The 23,072-nt window shown below is 71.4% G+C and carries 27 protein-coding genes; 10 read left to right on the top strand and 17 right to left on the bottom strand.

Annotated elements, in window-relative coordinates; translation table 11 throughout:
• The first annotated feature begins 64 nt into the window (after positions 1 to 64).
• Complete coding sequence (locus tag GJR97_RS13835) at positions 65 to 433, top strand: cupin domain-containing protein (RefSeq protein ID WP_154347393.1); 369 nt, start codon at positions 65 to 67, stop codon at positions 431 to 433.
• A gap of 25 nt (positions 434 to 458) precedes the next feature.
• On the opposite strand, the gene GJR97_RS13830 is transcribed toward GJR97_RS13835, so the two are convergent.
• The 7 genes from GJR97_RS13830 to GJR97_RS13800 all read right to left on the bottom strand — a co-directional run bounded on the left by GJR97_RS13830 (position 459) and on the right by GJR97_RS13800 (position 6,883).
• A complete protein-coding gene (locus GJR97_RS13830; RefSeq protein WP_154347392.1) occupies positions 459 to 827 on the bottom strand; it encodes a nuclear transport factor 2 family protein in 369 nt (122 codons plus the stop codon).
• A gap of 169 nt (positions 828 to 996) precedes the next feature.
• Positions 997 to 2,001 (bottom strand): nucleoside hydrolase, encoded by a 1,005-nt coding sequence (locus GJR97_RS13825; protein ID WP_324613495.1) that lies wholly within the window; start codon positions 1,999 to 2,001, stop codon positions 997 to 999.
• Positions 1,998 to 2,843 (bottom strand): PfkB family carbohydrate kinase, encoded by an 846-nt coding sequence (locus GJR97_RS13820; protein ID WP_324613494.1) that lies wholly within the window; start codon positions 2,841 to 2,843, stop codon positions 1,998 to 2,000. Before GJR97_RS13820 ends, GJR97_RS13825 begins: the two co-directional genes overlap by 4 nt.
• Positions 2,840 to 3,745: a nucleoside hydrolase gene (locus GJR97_RS13815; RefSeq protein ID WP_154347390.1), complete on the bottom strand. Its 906-nt coding sequence runs from the start codon at positions 3,743 to 3,745 to the stop codon at positions 2,840 to 2,842. Before GJR97_RS13815 ends, GJR97_RS13820 begins: the two co-directional genes overlap by 4 nt.
• Positions 3,746 to 3,801: 56 nt before the next feature.
• On the bottom strand, positions 3,802 to 4,659 hold the full coding sequence (locus tag GJR97_RS13810) for a carbohydrate ABC transporter permease (RefSeq protein WP_229276306.1): 858 nt from the start codon (positions 4,657 to 4,659) through the stop codon (positions 3,802 to 3,804).
• 8 nt (positions 4,660 to 4,667) lie between these two features.
• Entirely contained in the window at positions 4,668 to 5,606 is a 939-nt protein-coding gene (locus GJR97_RS13805) for a carbohydrate ABC transporter permease (RefSeq protein ID WP_154347388.1), read from the bottom strand.
• Entirely contained in the window at positions 5,603 to 6,883 is a 1,281-nt protein-coding gene (locus GJR97_RS13800) for an ABC transporter substrate-binding protein (protein WP_154347386.1), read from the bottom strand. The genes GJR97_RS13805 and GJR97_RS13800 overlap by 4 nt, the downstream gene beginning before the upstream one ends.
• 165 nt (positions 6,884 to 7,048) lie before the next feature.
• On the opposite strand from GJR97_RS13800, the gene GJR97_RS13795 reads away from it, so the two are divergent.
• Entirely contained in the window at positions 7,049 to 8,071 is a 1,023-nt protein-coding gene (locus tag GJR97_RS13795; RefSeq protein ID WP_154347384.1) for a LacI family DNA-binding transcriptional regulator, read from the top strand.
• On the opposite strand, the gene GJR97_RS13790 is transcribed toward GJR97_RS13795, so the two are convergent.
• A complete protein-coding gene (locus tag GJR97_RS13790; RefSeq protein WP_195760721.1) occupies positions 8,068 to 8,628 on the bottom strand; it encodes a dihydrofolate reductase family protein in 561 nt (186 codons plus the stop codon). The two genes, GJR97_RS13795 and GJR97_RS13790, sit on opposite strands and share 4 nt — an antisense overlap.
• A gap of 75 nt (positions 8,629 to 8,703) precedes the next feature.
• A complete protein-coding gene (locus GJR97_RS13785; protein ID WP_154347380.1) occupies positions 8,704 to 9,126 on the bottom strand; it encodes a nitroreductase family deazaflavin-dependent oxidoreductase in 423 nt (140 codons plus the stop codon).
• Positions 9,127 to 9,250: 124 nt separating this feature from the next.
• Between GJR97_RS13785 and sigJ the strand changes: the two genes are divergently transcribed.
• Both sigJ and GJR97_RS13775 read left to right on the top strand, forming a co-directional pair.
• Positions 9,251 to 10,126 carry an RNA polymerase sigma factor SigJ gene (gene sigJ / locus GJR97_RS13780; RefSeq protein ID WP_154347378.1) on the top strand — a complete coding sequence of 292 codons (876 nt, stop codon included), beginning with the start codon at positions 9,251 to 9,253 and terminating at the stop codon, positions 10,124 to 10,126.
• 31 nt (positions 10,127 to 10,157) lie between these two features.
• Positions 10,158 to 10,598: a VOC family protein gene (locus GJR97_RS13775; RefSeq protein ID WP_154347376.1), complete on the top strand. Its 441-nt coding sequence runs from the start codon at positions 10,158 to 10,160 to the stop codon at positions 10,596 to 10,598.
• Between the two features lie 37 nt (positions 10,599 to 10,635).
• Here GJR97_RS13775 and GJR97_RS13770 read toward each other — a convergent pair whose 3' ends face one another.
• Entirely contained in the window at positions 10,636 to 12,366 is a 1,731-nt protein-coding gene (locus GJR97_RS13770; protein ID WP_154347374.1) for a hypothetical protein, read from the bottom strand.
• Positions 12,367 to 12,581: 215 nt separating this feature from the next.
• Here GJR97_RS13770 and GJR97_RS13765 point away from each other — a divergent pair, with 215 nt between their 5' ends.
• Positions 12,582 to 13,463, top strand: coding sequence for a CPBP family intramembrane glutamic endopeptidase (locus GJR97_RS13765; protein WP_154347372.1), 882 nt, complete (start codon positions 12,582 to 12,584; stop codon positions 13,461 to 13,463).
• Positions 13,464 to 13,482: 19 nt separating this feature from the next.
• Here GJR97_RS13765 and GJR97_RS13760 read toward each other — a convergent pair whose 3' ends face one another.
• Complete coding sequence (locus GJR97_RS13760) at positions 13,483 to 14,172, bottom strand: SGNH/GDSL hydrolase family protein (protein ID WP_154347370.1); 690 nt, start codon at positions 14,170 to 14,172, stop codon at positions 13,483 to 13,485.
• A gap of 149 nt (positions 14,173 to 14,321) precedes the next feature.
• On the opposite strand from GJR97_RS13760, the gene GJR97_RS13755 reads away from it, so the two are divergent.
• Complete coding sequence (locus GJR97_RS13755; RefSeq protein ID WP_154347368.1) at positions 14,322 to 14,675, top strand: Fe-S protein; 354 nt, start codon at positions 14,322 to 14,324, stop codon at positions 14,673 to 14,675.
• 39 nt (positions 14,676 to 14,714) lie between these two features.
• Here GJR97_RS13755 and GJR97_RS13750 read toward each other — a convergent pair whose 3' ends face one another.
• Genes GJR97_RS13750 through GJR97_RS18360 form a run of 3 tightly spaced genes read right to left on the bottom strand, consistent with a single transcriptional unit; the run spans position 14,715 to position 16,588 of the window.
• Entirely contained in the window at positions 14,715 to 15,065 is a 351-nt protein-coding gene (locus GJR97_RS13750; protein ID WP_154347367.1) for a metallopeptidase family protein, read from the bottom strand.
• A gap of 20 nt (positions 15,066 to 15,085) precedes the next feature.
• On the bottom strand, positions 15,086 to 15,790 hold the full coding sequence (gene budA, locus GJR97_RS13745) for an acetolactate decarboxylase (protein ID WP_324613492.1): 705 nt from the start codon (positions 15,788 to 15,790) through the stop codon (positions 15,086 to 15,088).
• A 39-nt stretch (positions 15,791 to 15,829) separates the two neighbouring features.
• The gene (locus GJR97_RS18360) at positions 15,830 to 16,588 is read right to left on the bottom strand and encodes a glycosyltransferase (protein WP_229276288.1); all 759 of its coding nucleotides are present in this window, start codon (positions 16,586 to 16,588) and stop codon (positions 15,830 to 15,832) included.
• 666 nt (positions 16,589 to 17,254) lie between these two features.
• Between GJR97_RS18360 and GJR97_RS13735 the strand changes: the two genes are divergently transcribed.
• Positions 17,255 to 18,289 carry an NADPH:quinone reductase gene (locus GJR97_RS13735; protein ID WP_154347366.1) on the top strand — a complete coding sequence of 345 codons (1,035 nt, stop codon included), beginning with the start codon at positions 17,255 to 17,257 and terminating at the stop codon, positions 18,287 to 18,289.
• Positions 18,290 to 18,313: 24 nt separating this feature from the next.
• On the opposite strand, the gene GJR97_RS13730 is transcribed toward GJR97_RS13735, so the two are convergent.
• Both GJR97_RS13730 and GJR97_RS13725 read right to left on the bottom strand, forming a co-directional pair.
• Entirely contained in the window at positions 18,314 to 18,964 is a 651-nt protein-coding gene (locus GJR97_RS13730) for a GyrI-like domain-containing protein (protein ID WP_154347365.1), read from the bottom strand.
• A 76-nt stretch (positions 18,965 to 19,040) separates the two neighbouring features.
• A complete protein-coding gene (locus GJR97_RS13725; RefSeq protein WP_195760720.1) occupies positions 19,041 to 19,463 on the bottom strand; it encodes a hypothetical protein in 423 nt (140 codons plus the stop codon).
• A 167-nt stretch (positions 19,464 to 19,630) separates the two neighbouring features.
• Here GJR97_RS13725 and GJR97_RS13720 point away from each other — a divergent pair, with 167 nt between their 5' ends.
• Together GJR97_RS13720 and GJR97_RS13715 are read left to right on the top strand one after the other, a co-directional pair.
• Positions 19,631 to 20,875 carry a hypothetical protein gene (locus tag GJR97_RS13720; RefSeq protein ID WP_154347363.1) on the top strand — a complete coding sequence of 415 codons (1,245 nt, stop codon included), beginning with the start codon at positions 19,631 to 19,633 and terminating at the stop codon, positions 20,873 to 20,875.
• 127 nt (positions 20,876 to 21,002) lie between these two features.
• On the top strand, positions 21,003 to 21,875 hold the full coding sequence (locus GJR97_RS13715) for an SDR family oxidoreductase (RefSeq protein WP_154347361.1): 873 nt from the start codon (positions 21,003 to 21,005) through the stop codon (positions 21,873 to 21,875).
• On the opposite strand, the gene GJR97_RS13710 is transcribed toward GJR97_RS13715, so the two are convergent.
• Positions 21,862 to 22,503 (bottom strand): LysE family translocator, encoded by a 642-nt coding sequence (locus GJR97_RS13710; protein ID WP_154347359.1) that lies wholly within the window; start codon positions 22,501 to 22,503, stop codon positions 21,862 to 21,864. The genes GJR97_RS13715 and GJR97_RS13710 overlap by 14 nt on opposite strands.
• A gap of 82 nt (positions 22,504 to 22,585) precedes the next feature.
• Here GJR97_RS13710 and GJR97_RS13705 point away from each other — a divergent pair, with 82 nt between their 5' ends.
• A complete protein-coding gene (locus tag GJR97_RS13705) occupies positions 22,586 to 23,038 on the top strand; it encodes an Lrp/AsnC family transcriptional regulator (protein WP_154347357.1) in 453 nt (150 codons plus the stop codon).
• Positions 23,039 to 23,072: the final 34 nt, after the last annotated feature.

The following is a 23,072-nucleotide window of genomic DNA, read 5'->3' as shown; positions in this document are numbered from 1 at the left end:
CGACGTGGGCGACGGGGGGAATGCGCGCGTTGCGGTGGGCGATCGACGAAGAGAGGATCGGACCATGAGCGACGCCCGGATCCGCAACGTGCACGACGCCCTCGACTCGTTCACGGAGCACTGGCAGCCCCACCGGCTCGCGAGCGTGAACGACTACGACGTGAAGGTCGTGAAGCTCCTCGGCGAGTTCACCTGGCACTCGCACCCCGACACCGACGAGCTGTTCATGGTGCTCTCGGGGCAGCTCGTCATCCAGCTGCGGGCCGGCGACGTGGAGCTCGGGCCGGGCGACGTCTACGTCGTGCCGCGCGGCGTCGAGCACTGCCCGAAGGCCGCGGGCGAGGTCTCGGCGATCCTCATCGAGCCGGAGGGCGTCGTGAACACGGGCGACACCCCGAGCGAGCGCACGACCGAGCTCCGCGAACTCGACTGACCCGGCGCCGAGCGCGGCCGGCGCCTCAGTTCGGCAGCTCGATCATGTACGACACGATCTCCGTGATCCGGCCGTCGGCCGCGAAGTCGAAGACGTCGCAGGACGCCACGATCGAGACCCCGCCGTCGGTGTCGGTGTAGCGGGCGAGGCTGTCGACGACGACGCTCTCCTCACCCACGACCGAACGGAACCGCTGGAACTCCGTCGTGACGTCGGCGAGGTCGGCGGCAGTGCGCTCGATCGCCTTCGCCACCGCCTTCCTCCCGACCAGCGGCCCGCCGCCGACGGAGGTCCAGATCACGTCGTCGGCGAGATGCTGCAGGGCGAGGTCGAATCGATGGCCCGAGAACGCTCGGGCGATCTGCTCGGTGGTGAGGTCGGTCGTGGTCTCCATGCGGCTCGCTCCCTCGCGCGGCATCCCGCGCCATTGCGGTTGACGAGATCACCCTCGCCCCGCAGAGCCGCCGCGTCAAGACGTCGTCGGTCGGATGACGCCCGAATCCCGTTGGGTCCCGCGCCGACGGGCACTCCACCTGCCTGCCGACGCGGGAGTACTTCGGGGCTCAGCCCTCGCGCGACCCGGTGGCCGCGACGGGCCAGTCGTGCTGCAGGATTCGTCGCAGGATCCGATCCGCGACCGCGGCGTCCGCGCCCATCAGCGCCCGGCTCGCCGGTCGGCTCGGACCGTCATGGTCGTGCGGCAGAACCGGCTCGAGCTCGATCACCCTCCCGTGATCGGCGTGCGCGTGGTCGTCCACGACATCGAACCAGCCGCGTCGCCAGGCCGGCTCCCCGACGTCACCGACGACCGCGGCCGCCGCGAGCGGGTCGTGGAGCGCGCACCTCCGCTCGCCGTACCGCGCCGTGTAGAAGCCGAAGTACGTATCGAGCATCGCCCCGAGCAGGCGAGGAACCTGCCCGGGCGCTGCGAGCAGCTCGGCCCGATGCGCTTCGCCGAACGTGTGCTGCGTCGTCACGTCGAGCGGAACGAGCGTCACGGGCCACGGTGCGGCGAGCACCTCGGCGGCGGCGGCGGGATCGTTTCGGAGGTTCGCCTCGGCGACGAGCGAGACGTTGCCCGGCGCGTCGAGCGCACCGCCCATGACGGTCACCGAGTGCACGCGCGAGGCCACCGAGGCGTCGCGCCGCAGGGCGACCGCGAAGTTCGTCAGGGGCCCAACCGCCAGCACGCGGAGCTCCGCCCCGTAGTCCGCAGCGAGCCGGATCAGCAGCCCAGCGGCATCCGTCGCCGTCTCGGGCTGCCGTGTCGCGGACGGTAGGATCCCGCCGACTCCGCCCACACCGTCCTCGCCATGCACCCGCGGCGCACCACCGTGGAACGACCCACCGAGCGGGTCGGCCGCGCCCACCGCGACCGGCACGTCGTCGACGCCAGCGGCAGCGAGCAGCGCGAGCGTGTTCGATGCCGCACGCTCGGCCGAGACGTTCCCGGAGACCGTGCCGATGCCCACCACGCGCACCCCGGGGTGGGCGATCAGGTAGGCGAGGGCGACGGCGTCGTCGATGCCGGTGTCGCAGTCGAGGTAGACGGGGATTGCGTCGGTCACGCGTGGCTCCGGTAGTGGTCGAGTCGGTCGAAGGGCGGCTGCGCCGCGAGGTGCTCGACGGCAGCCGAGCCCACACGGCAGGCGACCCCCAGTGCGGCGGCCGGCTCGTCGCCCTCCAGCAGAGCGACCACCAGTGCCGCAGCGAACGCGTCGCCCGCGCCCACGGTACTGCGCACCGCCGCGGGCGGGATCCCCGCGGCTCGTGCGACGACCTCACCGCGCTCGCGCAGCTCCGCGCCGTCGGCGCCGAGGGTGACGACGACGCGGCGAGCGCCGGCGAGCTCCGGGATGAGTCCGTACTCCGTCTCATTGACGACGAAGAGGTCGACGCGCTCGACGAGGTCCGTCGGGATTGACCTGGCCGGTGCGGCGTTCAGCGCCACGAACCCGGGGGCGGATGTCGCGACGCGGCGCACCACCTCGAGCGGCACCTCGAGCTGCATGAGCACGGCCTCGTCGCCGCCGATGCCGATCGCGTCGGAGTCGACCGCTGCGTTCGCGCCCGGGCAGACGACGATGCTGTTCTCCCCCGCGGCGTCGACCATGATGATGGCGGTGCCGGTCGCGGCGTCCGCGCGCCCGATGCCGGCGACGTCGACGCCCGCCGCGCCGAGCGCACCGACGAGCAGGTCGCCGTCGGCGTCGCGCCCGACGCAACCGAACATGCGCGTGACAGCACCGAGGCGTGCCGCAGCGGCCGCCTGGTTCGCGCCCTTGCCGCCCGGCTCGCGACGCAGCACGCCGTCGCCGATCGTCTCGCCGGGCGCCGGCAGCCGTGGCGCCGTCGCGACGACGTCGACGTTCAGCGAGCCGACGACTGCCAGTCGTGCCCGACCGGTCACGGTGCCGCCTCGACCGCCGCGGCGATCCCCGCCCGCTCGATGGCGTCGACGACGCGTGCGGCGACCGTCGGGCCGTCCAGCCCCGTCACGATGCACGCCGAGCCGTCGCCCGTGACGAACCGGCTGCGCCCGGCGTCGTCGCCGTTGAGCTCCACCTCGATTCGGCCGGTGGGCGAGAACTCGAAGAGCCCCGGCTCGACCATGGTGAGCACCGTCACGGGGTCGTGCGGCACGTTCCACTCCTCGTTCCAGAACCGCCACCACTGCTCGATCTCCGCGACGAGCATCGCCCCGAGCTCGCCCGCCGCTCCGATGCGCGCGAGTTCGTCTCGGCGGATCTCGACCTGGCGGGTGGCCTCCAGTCCGGTGACCGTCATGGGAATGCCCGAGGCGAACACGACCTCGGCCGCGTGCGTGTCGCTGCGGAAGTTGTGCTCGGGCTCGTCGGTCGTGAAGGCGCCGCCCATGACCCACAGGTGGCGCACGGCGCCGGCGAACCGCGGATCGGCCGCGATCGCCTCGGCGACGTTCGTCAGGGGTCCGATCGCGACGACGTCGATCTCGCCGGGGTTCGCGACCACCCGCTCGACCAGGAATGCCACGGCATCCGTCGGCTCGATCGATTCGCGCTCGAGGTCCTCGTAGAGGGCGCCCTCGTGGCCGGCCCACCAGACCTCACGACCGGAGAGCGGATCGCGGCGGCCGGCGTGAACCGGAACCTCACGACCCGCCAGGCGAGCGAGGCGACGCGCCAGGCGCGCCCGCAGCAGGGTGTCGCCGTAGACCGTGGTGATGCCGACGAGGTCGACCTCGGCCAGGCCGAAGAGCTGGCTGAGCGCCATGGCGTCGTCGACGTCGGTGCCGATGTCGGTGTCGAGGATGACTCGGTGGGCAGCACGCATGGCTGCACTCCTTTCAGTGGTGCGTGGACTCGTGCGGTCGCCGTGCGACCGCATGATCACTTGATGCCGGTCGTGGAGACGGACTGGATGAAGTAGCGCTGGAATCCGAGGATGATCGCGAGCGGGATGAGGATCAGGATCATGGAGGCCGCGAACAGCACGCCGTAGTCGACGGCGAACTGGCCCTGCAGGTTCGACAGCGCGACGGGTCCGACGATGTGGTCGCGGTCGGTGCCCATCAGCAGGGGCCAGACGTACGCCTGCCACTGGAACAGGAAGAGCATCAGGCCCGCGCCGATGAGCGCTGGAACCGACAGCGGAAGGTAGATGCGGCGGAAGACGCCCCACCAACCGAGGCCGTCGAGCCGCGCCGCTTCGACGAGCTCCTCCGGGATCGCGAGGAAGAACGTGCGCAGCAGGAAGATCGCCATGCCGTTGCCGAGGCCCGGCAGGATCAGGCCGAAGAACGTGTTCTGCAGGTTCCAGTCGCGGAACATGTCGGCCAGCGGGATCGCGATCGCGTCGAACGGGATGAGGAACGACAGGATGATCACCGAGAACATGAGGCCCCGACCGCGGAAGCGGAACGCCGCGAGCCCGAACGCCGCGGTCGCGCAGATGGCGAGGCCGACGATGACCGTGACGAGGCTGATGAACAACGAGTTGCCGATCGCGCGCGCCAGGTCGGTATCGAACAACGCCGCGTAGTTCTCGAAGGTCGGGGTCAGCGTGAAGAACGTCTGCCAGCTCAGCGGGTTCAGGTAGCTGAACGTCTCGTCGCCCGGCCGAAGCGAGTTGACGAACGACCACCACATCGGGATGAGGAACGCGAGCCCGACGACGGCGGCGGCGAACGCGGTGAAGGCGCGCATGACCCAGCGGCGCGGAGTGCGGCGGGTACCGGCGAGTTGCATGGCCACGGTCAGTCCTCCGACTTCAGCAGGCGGAACTGCACGGCCACGATCGCGATCGTGATGAGCACGAGGATGACGACCTCCGCCTGCGCGGTGTTCAGGTCGCCGAGCGTGTAGGCCCGGGTGAAGATGTCGTACATGAGCAGGTTCGTCGAACCCTCGGGTCCGCCCTTGGTGAGGATCTGGACCGGCGCGAAGACGAGGAGGTTCGAGACGGTGTCGGCCACGAGAACGAAGGCGAGCGGCCGTCGCACGAGCGGGAACGTGATCGTCCACAGCTGGCGCCATCCGGATGCCCCGTCGAGCGATGCGGCCTCGTAGTACGAGCCCGGGATGTCGTTGATCCCAGCGATGAGGAACATCATCCAGTAGCCGACGCCGATCCATGACAGCAGCACCATGATGGACGCGAGCGACTGCTGAGGCGACGTGAGGAAGGGCTGCGCCGGGATGCCGAACAGGTCGAGGAACGCGTTCGCCAGGCCGTCGGGGCGGTAGATCACGCTCCAGATCACTGCCGAGACCGCCGGCGGCACCGCGATGGGCAGGATCACGAGCGAGCGCCAGAGCTTCGAGCCCGCCGCACGCCGGGTGTACAGCACCGCGAGCAGGAACGCCGTGGCCACCTGGAGCGGGTTGATCAGGATGGTGAAGAGCAGCGTGACGCCGACCGCGTTCTGGAAGTCGGGGTTCGTCGCGAGGTCGAGGTAGTTGCCCGCGCCGACGAACTGCGTGCCGCCGAGGAGGCTGGTGCGGAAGAGGCTGTCCCACAGCGCGACGGCTGCGGGCGCGAGGCGCAGCACGATGAGCGCGACGAGCGCGGGCGCGAGGAAGGCCAGCGCGATCAACGCGGGATGCTGCCGGAGCGGCCGCCGCGCGCGCGGCCCGGGGCTTCCCGTGCGGGCGCGCGTGTCGCGCGCGCCCGCACGGGTCGACTGGATGGTCATCGCAACTTGCTCCAGGCATCCTCGATCTGCGTCGTCGCCTGGTCGAGGCGACTCGCGACCGGCGATCCGTTGCGGATGTCGGCGAAGGCGCGGTTCATCGCGGACTCGAACTGCACGTACCCGACGGACACGGGTCGCGCAACCGCCGTGTTCTCGACCTCGTAGGTGACGAGGTCCGCGACCCCGACCGTGTGCTCACCGCCGAGCGCCTCGAGGCCGGGGAGGTATTCGGCCGCCGCCTCGGAGTTCGCGGGGATGATGGTCGTCGCCTCGGTCGTGGCGAGGTTGCCGGCCGCGTCGAGCGCGGCGAACTCGAGGAACTTCCGCGCGGCATCCGCGTTCTTGGAGGCGGTGTTGATCCCCCATGACCACGAGCCGGTCGGAGTGGCCACCTCGCCGCCCTCGAAGTACGGCATCGGCGCGACGCCCCAGTCGAAGTCGACGTCGCTCGCGAAGCGACCGACGTCCCACGGCCCGCCGACGAAGAACGTCACGTCTCCGTCCATGAAGACCGGCGAGGTCTGGAAGCCGCCGACGCCGCGCGGCGACAGGCCGCTCTCGAACGTGTCGGCATACCAGTCCATGGCCTCCTGCCAGCCGTCATCGGTGACGTCGACCGTGAGCATCTCATCGCCGGTGATGCCCGAACCTCCGCCCAGCGACTCGGCGAGCGGCTGCAGCTGGTAGTAGGCCTCGACCTGCTCGAACAGCAGGCCGTACTCCATGCCGGCGTCCTGCGTTGCGCGGCCGGCGTCGACGATCTGCTCCCAGGTCCAGCGCTCGGCGGGAGCGACGGAGGGCGCCTCGACGCCGGCCGCGGCGAGGGCGTCGCGGTTGAAGAACAGCATCTGGGTCGAGTTCCAGATCGACAGCGCCCACATCCTGCCGTCGTAGACGTTGATGTCGAACTGGGCCGCTGAGGTCGCCGCGCGCGCCTCGTCCTCGAGGTCGCTGAGGTCCTCGAGGAAGCCCTGCGCTGCGAGCTGCGACAGGTTCGGCTGGTCGACGGCGTAGACGTCGATGCTGTCGTCCTCGGCGCCGAGGCGCTGCTGGAGCGTGTTCGAGTACTGGTCGAAGGGCACCTGCGTGTATTCGATGGTGATGTCGGGGTGGTCCGCCTCGAACGCCTCGATGACCGGCGCGAATGTGGCCGGGTCCTCGGGGCCGAGCAGGTTCACCGTGCCCGAGGTGGACGCCGATTCGCTCGCCGACGAGCAGCCGCTGAGCACCAGCGCGCCGGCCGCGGCAGCCGCGAGGAGCAGATGTGATCGCTTCATTGAAATGCACCTTCCTGCAGTGTATCGCCGTCATCTAAGCGGATAGACGAAGCGGTTAGATGGCACTATAGGCGCAGCCGGGATTTCCCGCAACAACCGGATTCCCGCGATCTCGGTGCTAGCATTGCCAGACATCTAACCGGTTAGCGTCAACAGGGGGAACGGATGGCGACAGGACGCGACGTGGCGCAGCTGGCGGGCACCTCCACCGCCGTCGTCAGCTATGTCTTCAACAACGGCCCGCGCAACGTCTCCGACGAGACGCGGGCCAAGGTGCTCGCCGCAGCCGAGAAGCTCAACTACCGGCCGAACGCGCTCGCCCGCGCACTGAGCTTCGGCCGCACCGCTTCGGTCGGCCTCATCGTCCCCGACATCGCGAACCCCTTCTTCGGCGAGCTCGCACGAGCGCTCGAGGACGCGGCCATCGCCCGGGGCGACCTGCTGCTCATCGGCGACTCCGCCCTCGACGAGGACCGCGAAGCGCAGATCATCGCCGCGTTCGTGGAGCGCAGGGTCGACTCGGTCGTCATGGTCTCGATCCGCGAACACCCCGACTTCAGCGCGTTCACCCAGGCCGGCATTCCGGTCGTCGCGCTGCACCCGGTCGACCGCGGGTCCGCGGCATCCTCGGTCACCATCGACTACGAGGCGGCCGCGCGCGCCGCCGCCGAGCACCTCGTGTCCCACGGGTACGACTCGATCGCACTGCTCAACGGCCCGTACGACTCGGTCGGCGCCGGACAGCACCGTCGCGGGTTCCGCGCCGCCGTCGAACGCGCAGACGCTCCGATACGCACGTCGGAAGTGAACTCGGCGACCTCACGAGCGGATGCCGCGGCCAGGGCCCTCGACTGGCTCGCCCGACCCGACCGCCCCCGCGCCGTCACGTGCGCCACCGATGAGCAGGCCTACGGCGTGCTGCACGCCGCGCACCGACTCGGCCTGCGCGTGCCGCAGGACCTCGCCGTGATGGGCTTCGACGGCACCGGCCACTCGGCATACGCAGTGCCGGCGCTCAGCACCGTCCGCCAGCCGATCCCCAGGATCGCCGAGCGGGCCGTGGGCCTCCTCGCGGAGGCCCGCGGCGATCCGGTGCACGACGTGCTCGGCTATGAGCTCGAATTGCGCGAGTCGTGCGGGTGCGGGGCCGGGATGTCGTATGCGGCACCCGCCGCACCGCCCGCCTAGGGACTCGACGTCGGCGCGTACCGCGCGTGGATGATCCCCGACTCCGACGGCGCGACGCGGAGCAGCCGCAGCCCGACCGGATGCGGCGACCGCAGCCGATCGTCACCGTCGCCGTCGCCTTCTCCGTCGCCGAAGAGGAACGGATGGACGCCCACGTGGATCTCGTCGACCAGGCCGGCGTCGACGAGCTCGGCGGCGAGCGCGCCGTACCCGTGCGAGACGATCGAGCCGTACCGCTCGCGGAGGCCGCGCACGTACTCCGCGACATCGCCCTCGATCAGCGTCGCGTTCCAGTCGAGCGGGCCCTCCAGCGTCGTCGAGGCGACGAACTTCGGCAGGGCGTTGTAGTGGTCGGCGAAGCCGCGGTCATCCGTCTGCTTCGGCCAGTACTCGCGGAAGAACTCGTAGCTCGCGCGGCCCATCAGCACCGCGTCGGCGCCGAACACGAGCTCGTCCGACGCGTGCTGCACCGACGGCTCGTTCGGGTCGAACCACTGCTCCATCCGGTCGAAGACGCCGTCGAGCGTCATCTCGAACGAGATCGTCACGGTTCCCATGTCGCCAGACTGCGCCGAACCGCGGCGGATGTCACGGGGTTGCGGCCGTGCGGCCGGCATCCCCCGCGCACGGGGTCACCCCCGATCGAACACGACCGCGGCGGGGAACCGTCGGAGCACCGGCCGGAACGCGGCCCGCGCGAGCTGCGACGCCTCGGCGCCCTCGACGATGCGCGGGCGCACCAGCTCGACCTCGCGCCCTCGCCACCGCAGCGACGCCCCGCTCGTCGCGAGCACGTTCCGCGCCCAGTTGGTCCGGGCGCCCCACGGCAGCCCGATCATCACGATGCCGCGATCCGTCGTGGGCACGACCGCGATCGGGGTCTCGTAGGGGGTGCCGCTGCGTCGCCCGGTGTGGCGGATCACCGCCCAGAGCGGCATCCACCGCCGCCCGGCGAGGGCGCGCGCGACGGGCGCCGTCGCGTCGACGAGCCCACGGGGCGGGCCGGCGGTGGCGCGTGGCCGGGCGGATCGGGACCGTTCGGACGTCTCGTTCATGCAGAGGGGACGATCGAGTCGGCACGGATGTGACACGCCGGAGCAGGATCGGCCCGCGGCATCCGCTGCATCCGCGGCATCCGCCCTTGCGTCACATCCGCCGCGGGTGGATCGTCTCCATGTCATGACCGAGTTCGCCGACCTGTGGACCACGCACCGGCACGTCGTCCGCGACGTCGCCTACCGGGTGCTCGGTTCCGTCGCCGAGGCCGAGGACGTCACGCAGGAGACGTACCTGCGCCTGCTCGCCCGCGACGACGATCCCCATGCCGCGCCGCTCGACGACGCGCGCGCGTGGCTCGTGACGGTCGCGTCGCGGCTCGCGATCGACCGGTTGCGCGCGCACGAGCACTCGCGGCGCGCCTACGTCGGGCCGTGGCTGCCCGAGCCGATCGTCACCGACGACCGAATCCTGCCCGAGGACCGCATCACGCTCGACGACTCGGTGCGGATGGCGCTGCTCGTCGTGCTCGAGCAACTGACGCCGGCCGAACGGACGGCCTTCCTCCTGCACGACGTCTTCGACCTCGACTTCGACCGCATCGCCGACGTGCTCGGCGTCAGCCCGGCCGCCGCCCGGCAGTCGGCGTCGCGTGCCCGCCGGCGGGTCGCGGCGCAGGGCGAGGCCCGGTTCACGGTCGACCCCGCTGCGGCCCGCCGCCTGTCGGAACGCTTCGCCGCCGCGGCATCAGACGGCGACCTCGAGGGCCTGGTCGCGGTGCTCGCGACGGATGCCACGGGCTGGTTCGATTCCGGCGGCGCCTACCCGGGCGCTCCGACCGAGCCGGTCCGCGGCGCCGAGCAGGTTGCGCGGCAGTTCCTGGCGGGGGTCGGCGGGCTCGGCCTCGAGTTCCGGGTCGCCGAGGTCAACGGCGAGCCCGGCGTCGTGGTGCGCCGTCGCGACCGCATCGTCTCGGTACTCGCGCTGGAGTTCGCCGGCGATCGGATCGCGACCATCCACGGTGTCGGGAACCCGGCGAAGCTCGGGCACGTGCGGTGAGCGCGTCGGACGTTCGCCCTAGGCTCACCGCATGACCATCCAGCGCATGGACAACGTCGCCGTCGTCGTCGACGACCTGGGTGCGGCGATCGGCTTCTACGCCGAGCTCGGCATGGAACTCGAGGGGCGCGCGCACATCGAGGGCGACTTCGCCGACCGGGCCGTCGGCCTCGACGGCATCCGCAGCGAGATCGCGATGATGCGCACGCCCGACGGCCACGGCCGGCTCGAGCTGACCAGGTACCTGCACCCCGAGGCATCCGCGCCGTCACCCGCGGTGCCGCCGCCGAACACCCTCGGGCTGCACCGCGTGATGTTCGCCGTCGACGACCTCGACGACACCCTCGCGCGCCTGCGTCCGCACGGCGCCGAACTGCTGCGCGAGGTCGCGAACTACCAGGACGAGTACCGTCTCTGCTACCTGCGCGGGCCCGCCGGCATCATCGTCGCGCTGGCCGAGCAGGTCGGGTGACCCGCCCGCTCGGCCCTGCGCGCGCCGGTGACCCGGCTCAGTTCACGGGCGGCACGAAGCATCCGCCCTCCTGCCAGCCCCTCTGCTCGAACTGGCCCAGGTTGCAGACGACCGAGTTCACCGGGTAGTACTCGCCGAGCGTCGCGAACGCCGAGGTCCACGCCCCGTCGCGCGGGACGTCCTGCACCGCGTTGTGGAAGTCGTCGCTGACGACCATGTGGCGCATGATCATCGCCGCCGGGACGCCGGCCTGCACGCGGAGCACGGTCGCATCGCCGACCTCCTGACTGTCGGTGAGGTCCGCCGACGACACGATCACGGTCCAGTACCCGTCCGCGCCGATGGCGAGCCGTGTCAGGCCGTCGGGGTTCGTGTCCGGGTTGTACTCCCCGCTGCCGAACGAGCCGTTGGCGCATGACCAGTTCGCGTCCTGCGCCGGGTACGGCCAGACCTTCTTGTCGAGGCAGAGCGAGAAGTACCGCATGTCGTACTCCGCCGGATCGTTGTCGTTCCACGGCACCGGGCTCGCACCCACCGGGACGCGCGGCGCCTTCCCGCGGAAGACGTACACCTCGTCCGGCGCCGGGATGAACCCGGCGGCGAGGTACCCGGCGACCGGGTTCGACCACACGCTGTTCTGCGCCGCGGCCGTCGGCGCGACGAACATCAGCGGTGTCGAGCACGGCGTGAGGTCGGCGCCCACGTAGGCGCACGCGTTCGAGGCGCGCGGGACCGAGCCGTCCGCGGCCGCCCCGAAGAAGTCGCCCTGCACCGGACTGCCGCTCGGCGACGTCGGCCCGTACCCGGAACCCGTGCGGCCCAGCGGCAGCACGTTGAAGTCCGTGCCGCCGCTCGCGAACGCGCCGGGGCCGCCGCCACTGCAGTCGGTGCCCTGCGGGTCGGGCACGAGCTGGAGGGTGTAGGTGTCGTCGTAGGCCGTGCTCTCGGTGACCCACGGGTTGACGGAACCCGGGTCCGGCGCGATCTGGAAGTCGGTGTTGTACGACTGGCAGGTCGTGCCGGCGGCGTTCTCGTAGTAGTAGAAGTCCATGGTCGAGTCGTAGAGCACGTACGACATGAAGAGCTGCTCTTGGAACTGGCCGTGGATCTCGACGTGGTCGAGCACCAGGCCGCGGCGATCGGGTTCGGTGCTCGCGTCGAACGGCACGGCCCAGTACGTGGCGTCCGAGTCCGGGAGGAAGATGTCCATGCCGTCCTGAACCGGCGTCGTGTTCCGCGTGTAGTCGCGGCTGTCGTACACCTTGGTGTTGATGCGCGCCCACCAGCTGCAGTACGGGAACGCGGTGCCCGCGCGTGCGAGGTCCTTCTTCTTGAACCCGAGATCGGCGGCCATGTCGCGGAAGTGCTCCTCGACCGTCTCGCTCTTCGTGTCGTTGAAGAGGTCGGTGAACGCGTCGGTGTCGGTGATGCGCTTCGGGCAGTCCGGCAGCTCGAACCGCTTCAGGTCCCCTGAGGACGGATCGCGTTTCACGATCGTGATCTGCGGAGGATCCGCGTCGATGGACAGGCGCCCGTCCTTGGGCACGTACGACCGCAGGAGCATGATCCGGATGTCCTCGGCCAGGTTCCCGGTGCCCTCCGGCACCTTCGTCGACGCGTTCCCCACCGCGCCCTGCGCACCGGCGGCGACCGCCTGCGCCGCGTCGGCCGACGGGCCCGTTCTCGCCCCGGAATCGATCGCGGCGGTCGTGAGGACCAGCCCCACGAGCGCCAGTTGCGCGGCCCACTGCATCGACGAGGACTTCATCAGATCACCCCATTGAGATCTGCGGGGCGCGCTCGTCTCCCCCGACGCGCCCCGCCGTCACGACCGGCGGTCGTGCACGGCCCCAGAACCTAGACCCGGGTCGACCCGGCCGAGGTGACATTGGTCCCGAGCCTTCGATAGCGTGACCTCGTGAGGCGACGACGCAGTCGCCCCACCGATCGTTCCAGCCCCGCACCTCGACGAGTGGAGTGGCGATGACCGAGACCAGCACCCCCGCCCGCACCAATGCCTGGCGGGCGTTCTGGGATCGCGGCGGGTGGTGGAAGGCCCTCGGGTTCGTGGTCGTCTACCTCGCGGCATACCAGTTCCTGCCGCTGCTGGCGGCGCCGGTCCTCCGCGGGGCGATCGACCAGGACGACGTGTTCGCGACACCCGAGAGCGTCTTCGTCGCGATCACGTTCTCGCTGCTCGTCGGCTCGGTGCTGTTGATCGTCTTCGCACTGACCGTCCGGTGGCTGCCGAAGCCGCTCTTCGGGCGCCAACCGGTGCGCGGGCGCTGGTGGATGTGGCTGGCCGTGGTGCTCGTGCTCATCCCGATCGTCCTGCGCGCGCTCGGCACCGACTACAGCCGCTACTCGGTCGGGGTCATCCTGATGGTCTTCCTCTCCGCGGCGTTCGTGGGCTTCTCCGAGGAGTTGCTCACCCGCGGCGTCGTGGTCGTGCTGCTCCGGCGCGGCGGCTACAACGAGTGGGTCGTGGCGGCGCTCTGCGCCCTCCTCTTCTCCGCGCTGCACAGCGCCAACTTCTTCACCGGCCAGGAGGTGGCGACCGTGGGCTTCACGCTCGCCTACACGTTCTGCTTCGGCATCATGATGTACCTGATCATGCGCGTGACCGGCACGATCATCTGGGCGATGGTGCTCCACGGGCTCACCGATCCGACCACGATGCTCGCGAGCGGCGGCGTCGACGAGCTGAACTCCGGCACGACGAACGTCTTCATCACCCTGGTCTCGCCGGCGACGGTGCTCATGATGATCGGCGCGCTGGTGCTGCTGATCTTCATCCGCGGCAACGCCCGCGGTCGCGCCGCCATGGGAGAACCCGAGCGGGTCGCGACGCCGACATCGGGCTGAGCCGCCGGCGCGGTCGCGCTCACCCCTCTCGCAGCGCCGCGGCGATCGCCGCGCCGAGGACCCGTGCGCCCTCCGCCGTCGGATGCAGGCCGTCGGAGCTCATCCCGTACTCGAACCGCCCGTCGGCGGTCCGCAGGTCCGCGGATGCGTCGACGAACCGCCATCCGCGATCGCCGGACAGGTCGTCGAGGCGAGCGTTGTAGTCCTCAGCGCGCTCCGGGAACGCGTCCATGGGCGGGATCGAGGCGACGACCACGTCCGTGATGCCGACCGCGTCGACGATTCGAGCGAGGTTCGCCGCGGACTCGTCGAACGGGACGCCGAACGCGACGTCGTTGGTGCCGGCGAGTAGGACGAGAACGTCCGCCTCGACGGGCGCGACCGACTCGGCCATCCGCTCGGTCGTCGCGCCCCATTGCGCCCATCCGCCGGCGAGCGCGAACCCGTCGTCGACGACGTAGGTCGCCCACGACGCGGCACCGAGGTCGCCGGCCGCGAAGTCGCGGCTGTCGGCGTCGGTGATCGAGTCGCCGACGGCGGCGAACGTGCCGAGTGCGGCGACGGCGGATGCCTCGGGCGCGTCCGTCATGTCGGATGCCCCGGTCGGGGCGCAGCCGGCGATCAGGCTCGCGCCGGCGGCGACGGCGAGCGCGGCGCCGGCGCGACGCGCGCGTCCGCCCGCGCGGGGATGACGTACGTCCGTCGTCACGATCGAGGGGTCGCCGACTTCGTGATCAGGACCTGTCCGAGCACGCGCATCCCGTCCTCCCCCGAGCCGTCGATGCGGCCAGCGTAGCCCGGCGCGCCGAGCGGCGAGGGGTCTGCCTCCCACGGCGCGACGGGCGATAGCGTGACCGCATGGAATTCCTCCGCCACCTCGTCGTGCTCATCCACCTCGTCGGCTTCGCCGTGCTCTTCGGCGCGTGGGTCGTCGAACTCGTCAACGGCAAGCGGGGCATCACGCGCCTCATGAACTGGGGGCTCGCGATCGCCGGCGTGGCCGGCCTCGCGCTCGCCGCGCCGTGGGGCATCGAATACGACCTGAACTACGCCAAGATCGGCACGAAGCTCGTGATCCTGATCGTCATCGGCGCGCTCCTCGGCATCGGCGCCGGGCGTCAGCGCAAGACCGGTTCGGTGCCGCCTGCGATCTTCTGGCTGATCGGCATCCTGACGTTCGCGAACGCCGCGATCGCGGTGCTCTGGCGCTGACCTGCGCACCGGTCGCGGCACCGGGCCCGACGCGCGCACCTACGCCCAGCCCAACTCCCTGAGCCGCGCGTCGTCGAGCCCGAAGTAGTGCCCGATCTCGTGGACGAGCGTGATGCGGATCCGCGCGCGGAGGGCGTCGAGGTCGGCGCTGTGCTCCTCGAGGTTGTTCTTGTAGAGCGTGATGCGGTCGGGCAGTTCGCCGAACCCGTAGACGCCGCGTGTCGTGAGCGGGTGGCCCCGGTACTGGCCGAAGAGCCGAGGTCGCTGCGCGATCGGCTGGTCCTCGAACGAGATCGCGACGTTCTCGAGGCCGCGGACCATGTCGTCGGGGAGCGCGTCGAAGACCTCGCCGAGCATCCGCTCGAAGTCGTCATCGGAGATCTCGACCATGGGTCAATCCGCTCGCGCTCTCACGACGTCGCCCCGCCGCCCTCGACCGCGACGATGCGGTGGTCCTCGGCGTGCGTGAGCTCGGTGCGGAGGAAGAGCTCGTCGGTCGGCAGGTGCAGGTCGAAGCGCGCGAACGCCGCGACGCGCAGCTCGCCGGCCTCGACGGCGAGGTCGAGCACGTGCCCGCCGAAGCTCCGGTCGTCGCTGAGGAAGTGCAGGTGGAGGCCGGCGACCGCGATGCCCTGGTAGATCGCGGGCGTCCAGAACCCGACGAGCGTGCCGCGGATGCCGAGCGCCACCGTCTCGACCTGCTGCTCCGTCACCTCGGCGAGGGGCGGGAGCGGATGCCGCTGGCGCGGCGTGACACGCACGCGAACCTCCGACAGGACGCCGTCGAAGCGGACGGCATGGAAGAGGTTCCGGCTCGTCAGCGCCTCGTCGACGGATGCCGCGAAGCCGGCCAGGTCGCGACCGTGCACGTCGGTCGACGGGATGTCCGGGAATCGGCAGACGATCGCGAACGGCAGGGTCTCATCCATGCGCATCACCGCGGGCGGGCCGTCGAGCGTGCACTCGATCGCCGCCGCGTCGAGGATCACGACCTCGCCGCCCAGCTGCTCGACGCAGCCGAGGCCGAAGTCCCCGATCGCGCACGCCTCGCCGACGCGCAGGCCGGACTCGTAGGCGCCCGCGAGCAGCGCGTCGAGCACCGCGAACTGCGTCACAGCCGCACCGGGAACAGGTGTCGGGGGCACGCTTGGAGACTACCCCCGGCGCGCCGGCACCCGCTCGAGCTCATCGAGCAGCGGCGACTCCGCGACATCCCGCACGATCGCGCGCCCCAACCGCGCCGCCGCCTCGCGATAGCTCGCATCTCCGAGCACCTCCGCGACGGCCCGCGCGATGCGCGCGCTCGACGCCGTGCGCGGGACGGCGACCCCTGCACCGCGCCGGGTCACGCGCACCGCATTGTCGGCCTGGTCCCGTCCGTGGTGCAGGATCACGAGCGGGCATCCGGCGGCGAGCGCCTTGATGACCGTGCCGTGGCCGCCGTGCGTGACGACGAGGTCGGCGCGCGGCAGCACCTCGGCGTGCGGCGCGGATGCCACGACCTCGACGTTCGTCGGCGCACGGATCCTGCCCGGCTCGACGGCCGGGCCGGTCGTCACGAGTCCGCGCACGGGCAGCTCGCCCAGCGCGTCGGCGATGCGCTGCATGCAGTCGACGTGGTTCTGGAAGGTCGACGACATCGCGACGAGCACGAGCGGGTCGTCGCCGTCGGGTGGGCTCCAACCCGCGGCATCCGCCCACTCGGGGTCGTCGAGGATCGGCCCGACGTAGCGCGCATTGCCGGGCAGGGTCGCGGGGAAGTCGAAGGCCGCCGAGGTGAGGACGAGCTGCATCCGGGCATGCCGCATCTGCGCCCAGAGCGTCGGGATCGGCGGGAGCCCCGCACGATTCCGGACCTCGTTGAGCTCCCGCAGCGTGGAGTGATCGATGAGGCGAGCGGATCCCGCGCGCATCGCGCGGTCGCGAGCGCGTCCGAGCGCGCCGTGCGCGGGCGCGAGCCCGCGCCGAACGGCGGCATTCCGTCGGCGGGCAGCACGTAGACGTTCGGCATCAGGAGGTCGAACGGCACCCCACGCGACTCGGCCGCGATCATCGCGCCGAGCGCGAAGCCCGAGGTCACGACGAGGTCGGGCTCGATCTCGTCGATCGCGACGCCCGTGTCATCGGCCTGTTCGGCGGCCGGGCCGACGAGCATGTGCTCGGCCATGCCCCGGGCCAACGCGATCGGCGTCCTGAGCTCCCAGTCGCGGAACTCCTCGAACGGCCGCCGCCAGATCCGCACCGCCGCCCCCGCGCTCTCGACGACGGGCGCCATCGTCTCGTCGGCGAGGACCGTCACCCGGTGCCCGCGATCGACGACCCGACGCACGACCCCGACCTCTGGCGGCACGGTGCCGCCGGCGTCGGTCAGCGCGAAGAGGTACGTGCGGGCGTTCGGGTTCGTCATCGAGGATCACCGTCCGGATCGGCCCGGATCCGGTCCGATCGGGGCTCGATGCCGCGAGCGTACCCTTCGAGGGCGGGCGGATGCCTCGGTGCTGGCACTGTCCGTCCGCCGCCGACGCGCGCCATCGATCGGGGGCCGGAAGATTCACCGCCCCTGACGCGTTGCCCCATGCATGAGAGCGATCGCCTACTCCTCGACCGGCCCGTCGTCCGTCCTCCAGCTCGTCCAGCGCGACATCCCGGAGCCCAGCCCTGGCGAGGTGCGGGTGCGCGTCGCGGTCTCGGGCGTCAACCCGACCGACTGGAAGGCGCGTATCGGCATCGGCGCAGCGCCCGGCGCGGCCACGCCCTTTCCCGAGGTCGTGCCGAACCAGGACGGCGCCGGCGTCGTCGATGCGGTCGGCGACGGGGCGACCGGGTTCGCGGTCGGCGACCGGGTCTGGATCCTCCTCGCCGCGCACGAGCGGCCGACGGGGACCGCGCAGGAGTTCACGGTGGTCCCCGCGAGCCGAGTCGTGCGCCTTCCGGATGCCGCGGGCTTCGACGTCGGCGCATCCCTCGGCGTCCCCGCCATGACCGCCCACCGGGCCCTCACCGTGCACGACGGCGGCCCGGCGCGGCTCGGCCCGGGCACGCTCGACGGCCGCACCGTGCTCGTCGCCGGCGGCGCCGGCGCCGTCGGACACGCCGCCATCCAGCTCGCCCGCTGGGCGGGCGCCCGGGTCATCACCACCATCAGCTCGCCCGAGAAGGCCGCACTCGCCACGGCGGCCGGCGCCCACCACGTGGTGAACTACCGTACGGAAGACGCGGCCCGCGCCATCCGCGCCATCGCGCCCGACGGCGTCGACCAGGTCGTCGAGGTCTCCCCCGCCCGCAACGCGGCGCTGAACGCGAAGGTCATCGCCAACCACGGCTCGATCTCGGTGTACGCCACCGACGGCGGCGCCGAGATGACGCTCGACGTGCGCCACCACTTCGCACTCAACGCCCGGTACCAGTTCCTCCTGCTCTACACCGTCGGCGACGCGGCGCTCGCCGCCGCGGCGGAGGACCTCACGCGTGCGCTCGAGGACGGCGCGCTGCCCGTCGGCGAGGACGCCGGGCTCCCGCTCACGCGGTTCCCCCTCGAGCGCGCCGCCGAGGCGCACGACGCGGTCGAGGCGGGGACCATCGGGAAGGTGCTGATCGACGTGACGGAGGCCTGATCGCGGCACCGGCACACGCCACGGTCACTCCGACCGCACCGGCTGCCGGAGCACCGTCCGCAGCTTCTCCGGCGCGGTGCGCCGCGGATCGCTGAGGTAGATCTCGTGATGCGGGCCGTTGAAGGTCAGTCCGTGCTGCGGCATCCACTCGTGATGCAGGCGAGCGAGCGTGGGCGCCTCGTCCGCGAACGGACCGAGGTGCATGATCTGCGCGGACCTGCCCTCCGCGAGGCGGGTGAGGCGGAGCGCGTCGAGCGACGGCGAGCCCCGGCCCTTCGCCCGAGTCGCGTCGACGGCGGCCGCGACGGCCGCCTCGTCGATCCAGTCGGGCTGCGCGATCAGCATCGTCCAGTTCCACGCGGCGCGGTCGTTCGCGGCGAACGCCGCCGGGTCGTCCGCCCACCAGAGCCCTTCGAGCGGCGCCACCGCGAAGTCGCGACCGAGCGATCTCCTGCTCGCGAACTTCACCGCGTACGCGACCCCGAACAGCGCCTCGACCGCCTCGGAGTAGGCCGGAGCCGTGTTCGGGTCGCCGTGCCCGTCGATCGCGAGGTACTGCATCGGCGGCACGTCGACGAGCGCGAAGTCCTTCGCCGACGGAGCGTACAGCTCACGATGCGCGCGCTTCACGTCGTACTTCTCGTACGCCCGGTCGCCGGTGTTCGCGTCGCCCATGCGTGCAGGCTACGCCCACCCTCCGCGCCGCGGCGTCGCGCCCGCGCGGGCCGACCGCGCACGCGTCGCCGGCCGGCTACGCCGCCGCGTGGCAGAGCCGGTCGCGCACCCACCCCGCGGCATCCGTCTGGGCGAGCTCGCCCGACCGGACGAGTCGCGCGAACTCGATCGCCTCGTCGCTGAGCCTCCCGTCGGGCGTGGTCGGCGGATCGCGCAGCACCACCGTCGTGAGCCACCGCGTCAGCGGCCCACCGATGCGGGCGGCGACGGCGACCGTCCCGGCGAAGTGGCGCGCCTGTCCGTCGGTGCGGTCGTCGACGTGCCTCCGGAAGCCGCGCCCGCGCAGGCGATTGCTGCCACCGGATGCCGCGTCGAACAACCACCGCGGACCGCGACCGACCCCGGCAGCGCGGCCCAGTTCCTTGAGGAACCGCCGGTTCGCGTAGCCGCGCTCGGCGAGGCGCTCGATCGAGTCGGCGAGGGCGGCGCAGGCATCCACCCGGACAGGGTACGGGCTCGTCGCGGACCCGAATCCCCCCTATCCAGTCAGGATCGATTCAGATATGTGGCCCGAACGGGGGTCACGCATCGATGAACTGAGGACGATACTCACCTCGAGCGTCGCGCTCGACCGTCGACGCCGTTCGCGAGAGAAACGAAGCAGCGATGACCACCCTCGAACCGCCCCCGGGCCCGGATGACCGATTCACGCCCGTCTTCGGACAGGACGCCTACGAGACCGACACCCTCGGCGCCGAGAGCAGCAGGGCTGCGCAGTCGCTGGCGATGTCGACCGAAGCGTTCGGCACCCCGTCACAGGTCGCGGACATCCGCGACGACGCCGAAGCTCTCGGCGTTCCGTACGTCGAGCCGGCCGGCGAGGAACTCGCGATCTGGCGGGATCAGGAGCGGCTCGACGACCTGACGAGGTTCGCGCTGCGGGACCATGGCGTGTCGGGGCCCGAAGGCTGGTATCTCGGTGCGCCGACGCGCAAGGAGGAAGAGATCGCGCTCTGGCGCAACGTCGAGTTCACGCATGCGCCCACGGCCCTGCTCGCTCTGCTCAATTACACGCTCGGAAGTGAGGCGGAGGTCGAGCGCGTCGCTGCGGCCGCCGGGCTCCGGGCGTTCGGTGGTGAGGGGCTCGTCGGTGCGAGCGGTGTTCTGACGCAGTCCTTGGAGTCGGAGGACGATCACGTCGCGATGATGGCCCGTGCCGTCCTCGGTGAAGAGGGCCCCACAGCCACGGGCGGTCCGACGAGCGCGGCTGGAGGAGCGGCTCCCCCGGCGACCGGGGCCGAGGTCAGCCTCGCGATCCACGGCACATGGGCCCAGGTCGCGAAGGACTCCTGGTACGTTCCCGGAAGCCCCCTCCACTCGCACCTCCTCGACGCGTGCACACCGAACCTCTACGACGAGGTCACGTACTTCACATGGAGCGGCGTGTTCTCCCAGGAAGCGCGCGATGCCGGAGCATCGGAGCTGCGCGTCTGGCACGATGCGCTCGCACTCCCGCCGTTCGACACCGTGTTCACCCACAGCCATGGCGGGAATGTCGCGCTCACCGCTTCAGGCAACGGTGAGGTCGTGCGGATGTTCGTCCTCATGCACACGCCCGTGCTTCCGAGGTCCGACGACGAATGGGGGCGGATCCGCGACCACGTCGGCCGCGCCGTGGTGATGCGCACGCGATTGGATCACGTCGTACTGGCCGACGGGCTTGTCAACGGCAGCACGCAGCGCTTCGATCAAGCGAAGCTGCCCCACAAGCCCGTCGAACTCCACTGGGCGAACCCGGACGCGTGGTTCTCGCACACCTTCTTCACGAAGCTCGAGAACTGGCAGAAGTACGATCTCGCCGGCGCGGTGATCCGCGAGCACGTCTACGCGGCGCAACTGTCTAGCCCCTGACCCGTCACCCTTGGGGCACCTCGGGACGTCACGCATGCGCTACGGTGACGCCATGCAATGCCGGTGAGCCGCCTCCGCTCGTTCCCTGATTCCCCAGCGCGCTCCGCGCGCAGCGAAAGGCTCACCCATGCATGCACCTCTCGCCCTTTCCGGCCGGACGGCCCTCGTGACCGGCGTCTCCCGGCGCCGCGGGATCGGCTACGCGGTCGCGACCAGGTTCGCCGCCCTCGGCGCGAACGTCGTGATCCACCACCACCGCCCGCACGACCTCGACCAGCCGTGGGGCGGCGACGACCTCGACGCGGTCCGCGCCGGCATCCGCTCGTCGCTCGCCCCCGGCGCCCGGATGGACGACGTCGCCGCGGACCTCGCGGACGCCTCGCAGGTCGAGCGAGTGATCGGGGCGGCACGAGGGCTCACCGGCGAGCTCGACCTCCTCGTCTGCAACCACGCGAAGAGCGGCGGCGACGGCGGCATCCTCGACATGACGCCCGAGGCGCTCGACGCGTTCTGGGACGTCAACACGCGGTCGACGCTGCTCCTCACCGCCGCGTTCGCGCGCTCGAAGCGACCTCGGTCGGATGCGCCGCCGCTCCGCCCCGGCGAACGCATCCGACGCGACGCGCCCTTCGCCGAACCGCAGGGGCGCGTGTTCTGGATGACCTCCGGCCAGGTGCACGGCCCGATGCGCGGGGAGGTCGCGTACGCGACGAGCAAGGCGGCACTGGCCGGCGTCACCGCGACCGTCGCCGCCGAGCTGCTCGAGCTGGGGGTGCTGCTCACCACGATCGACCCCGGGCCGGTGAACACGGGGTACCTCGACCCGGAGACGTCCGACCGGCCGCTCGACGAGCTCGAGGCGCACCTCGCGACCACCCCGTTCGGCAGGGTCGGCCGACCCGAGGATGTCGCGAACCTGATCGGATGGCTCGCCACGCCGAGCGGCGCGTGGGTCACCGGGCAGGTCATCACGAGCGACGGCGGGTTCAGCCTCGGGTGAGGTGCACCACCTGCTCCACGACGAGCACCGCCGCGAGCACGATCATCGCCGCCCCCGACACGCGCGACACGATCCGCATCGCCGACGGGCGCAGCCGCAGCACCGTTCGCGAGCCGTACCCGACGACCGTGTACACGGCCGCGCACGCCGCGACGAAGATGAGGCCGAGCACCGCGAGCTGCACCGGGATCGGCCAGCTGCCCGCGGCATCCGTGAACTGGGGCAGCAGCACGACGAGCACCAGCAGGCCCTTGGGGTTGAGCCCCGAGACGCCGGCGCCCTGCAGCAGGCGAAGCCAGGGGCGAGCGGATGCCTCGGCGGGAGCACCGCCCGCCACGGCGACCAGGACGGGCGGCTCGCGCAGCACGCGCACGCCCAGGTAGGTGAGGTAGACCGCCGCCGCGAACGTCAGCCCGACGATGATCCACGGCACGGCCGCCACCGCGGCGCCGACGCCGATCGCCACCGCCGCCACGGTCGCGAGGTAGCCGAGGAGGATGCCCGCGAGCGACGGCAGTATGGTGCGCTCCCGAGTGCCCGCCGCGATGAGGTACGCCCAGTCGGGCCCCGGCAGGATCACCATCAGGGTCATCATCACCGAGCACGCGATGAGCAGTTGCACGTCCATGGGAACGAACCTAGGGAGGATCGCGTGGAAGCCGCTGCCCAGTTCCACCCCGCCGCGCCGCACCCGTGGAAGAATCCTCCTCATGGACGCCATCGATCGGAGAATCCTTGCCGAGCTGCAGCACGATGGCCGGCTGAGCCTCACCGAACTGGCCGAGCGCGTGCAGCTCAGCATGTCGCCGACCCACCGCCGGCTGCGCGCGCTCGAGGCGTCCGGCGCCATCACGGGGTACCGCGCGATCATCGACCCGGACGCGGTCGGCATGGGGTTCGGCGCCCTCGTGTTCGTCACGATGGACCAGGCGAACCGGGCGACCGTGCCCGCGTTCGACGAGGCGGTCGCCGAGATCCCCGAGGTCATCCAGGCGCTGCGGCTCTTCGGCGACCCCGACTACCTGCTGCGCGTCGCCGTGCCCGACCTGCCCGCCTACCAGCGGCTGTGGGACGAGCGATTGTCGGCCCTGCCGGGCGTGCGCCGCGTCGAGTCGACGCTCGTGATGAAGACGATCGTCGACGACCGGCCGCTGCCGGTCTGAAACACGGATGCCGCGGGGTCCCCTCCCCGCGGCA

It is taken from the genome of Agromyces kandeliae (assembly GCF_009674665.1).
In the GTDB taxonomy this organism is placed as follows: domain Bacteria; phylum Actinomycetota; class Actinomycetes; order Actinomycetales; family Microbacteriaceae; genus Agromyces; species Agromyces kandeliae.
This window is presented reverse-complemented; position numbering and strand designations above follow the sequence as displayed.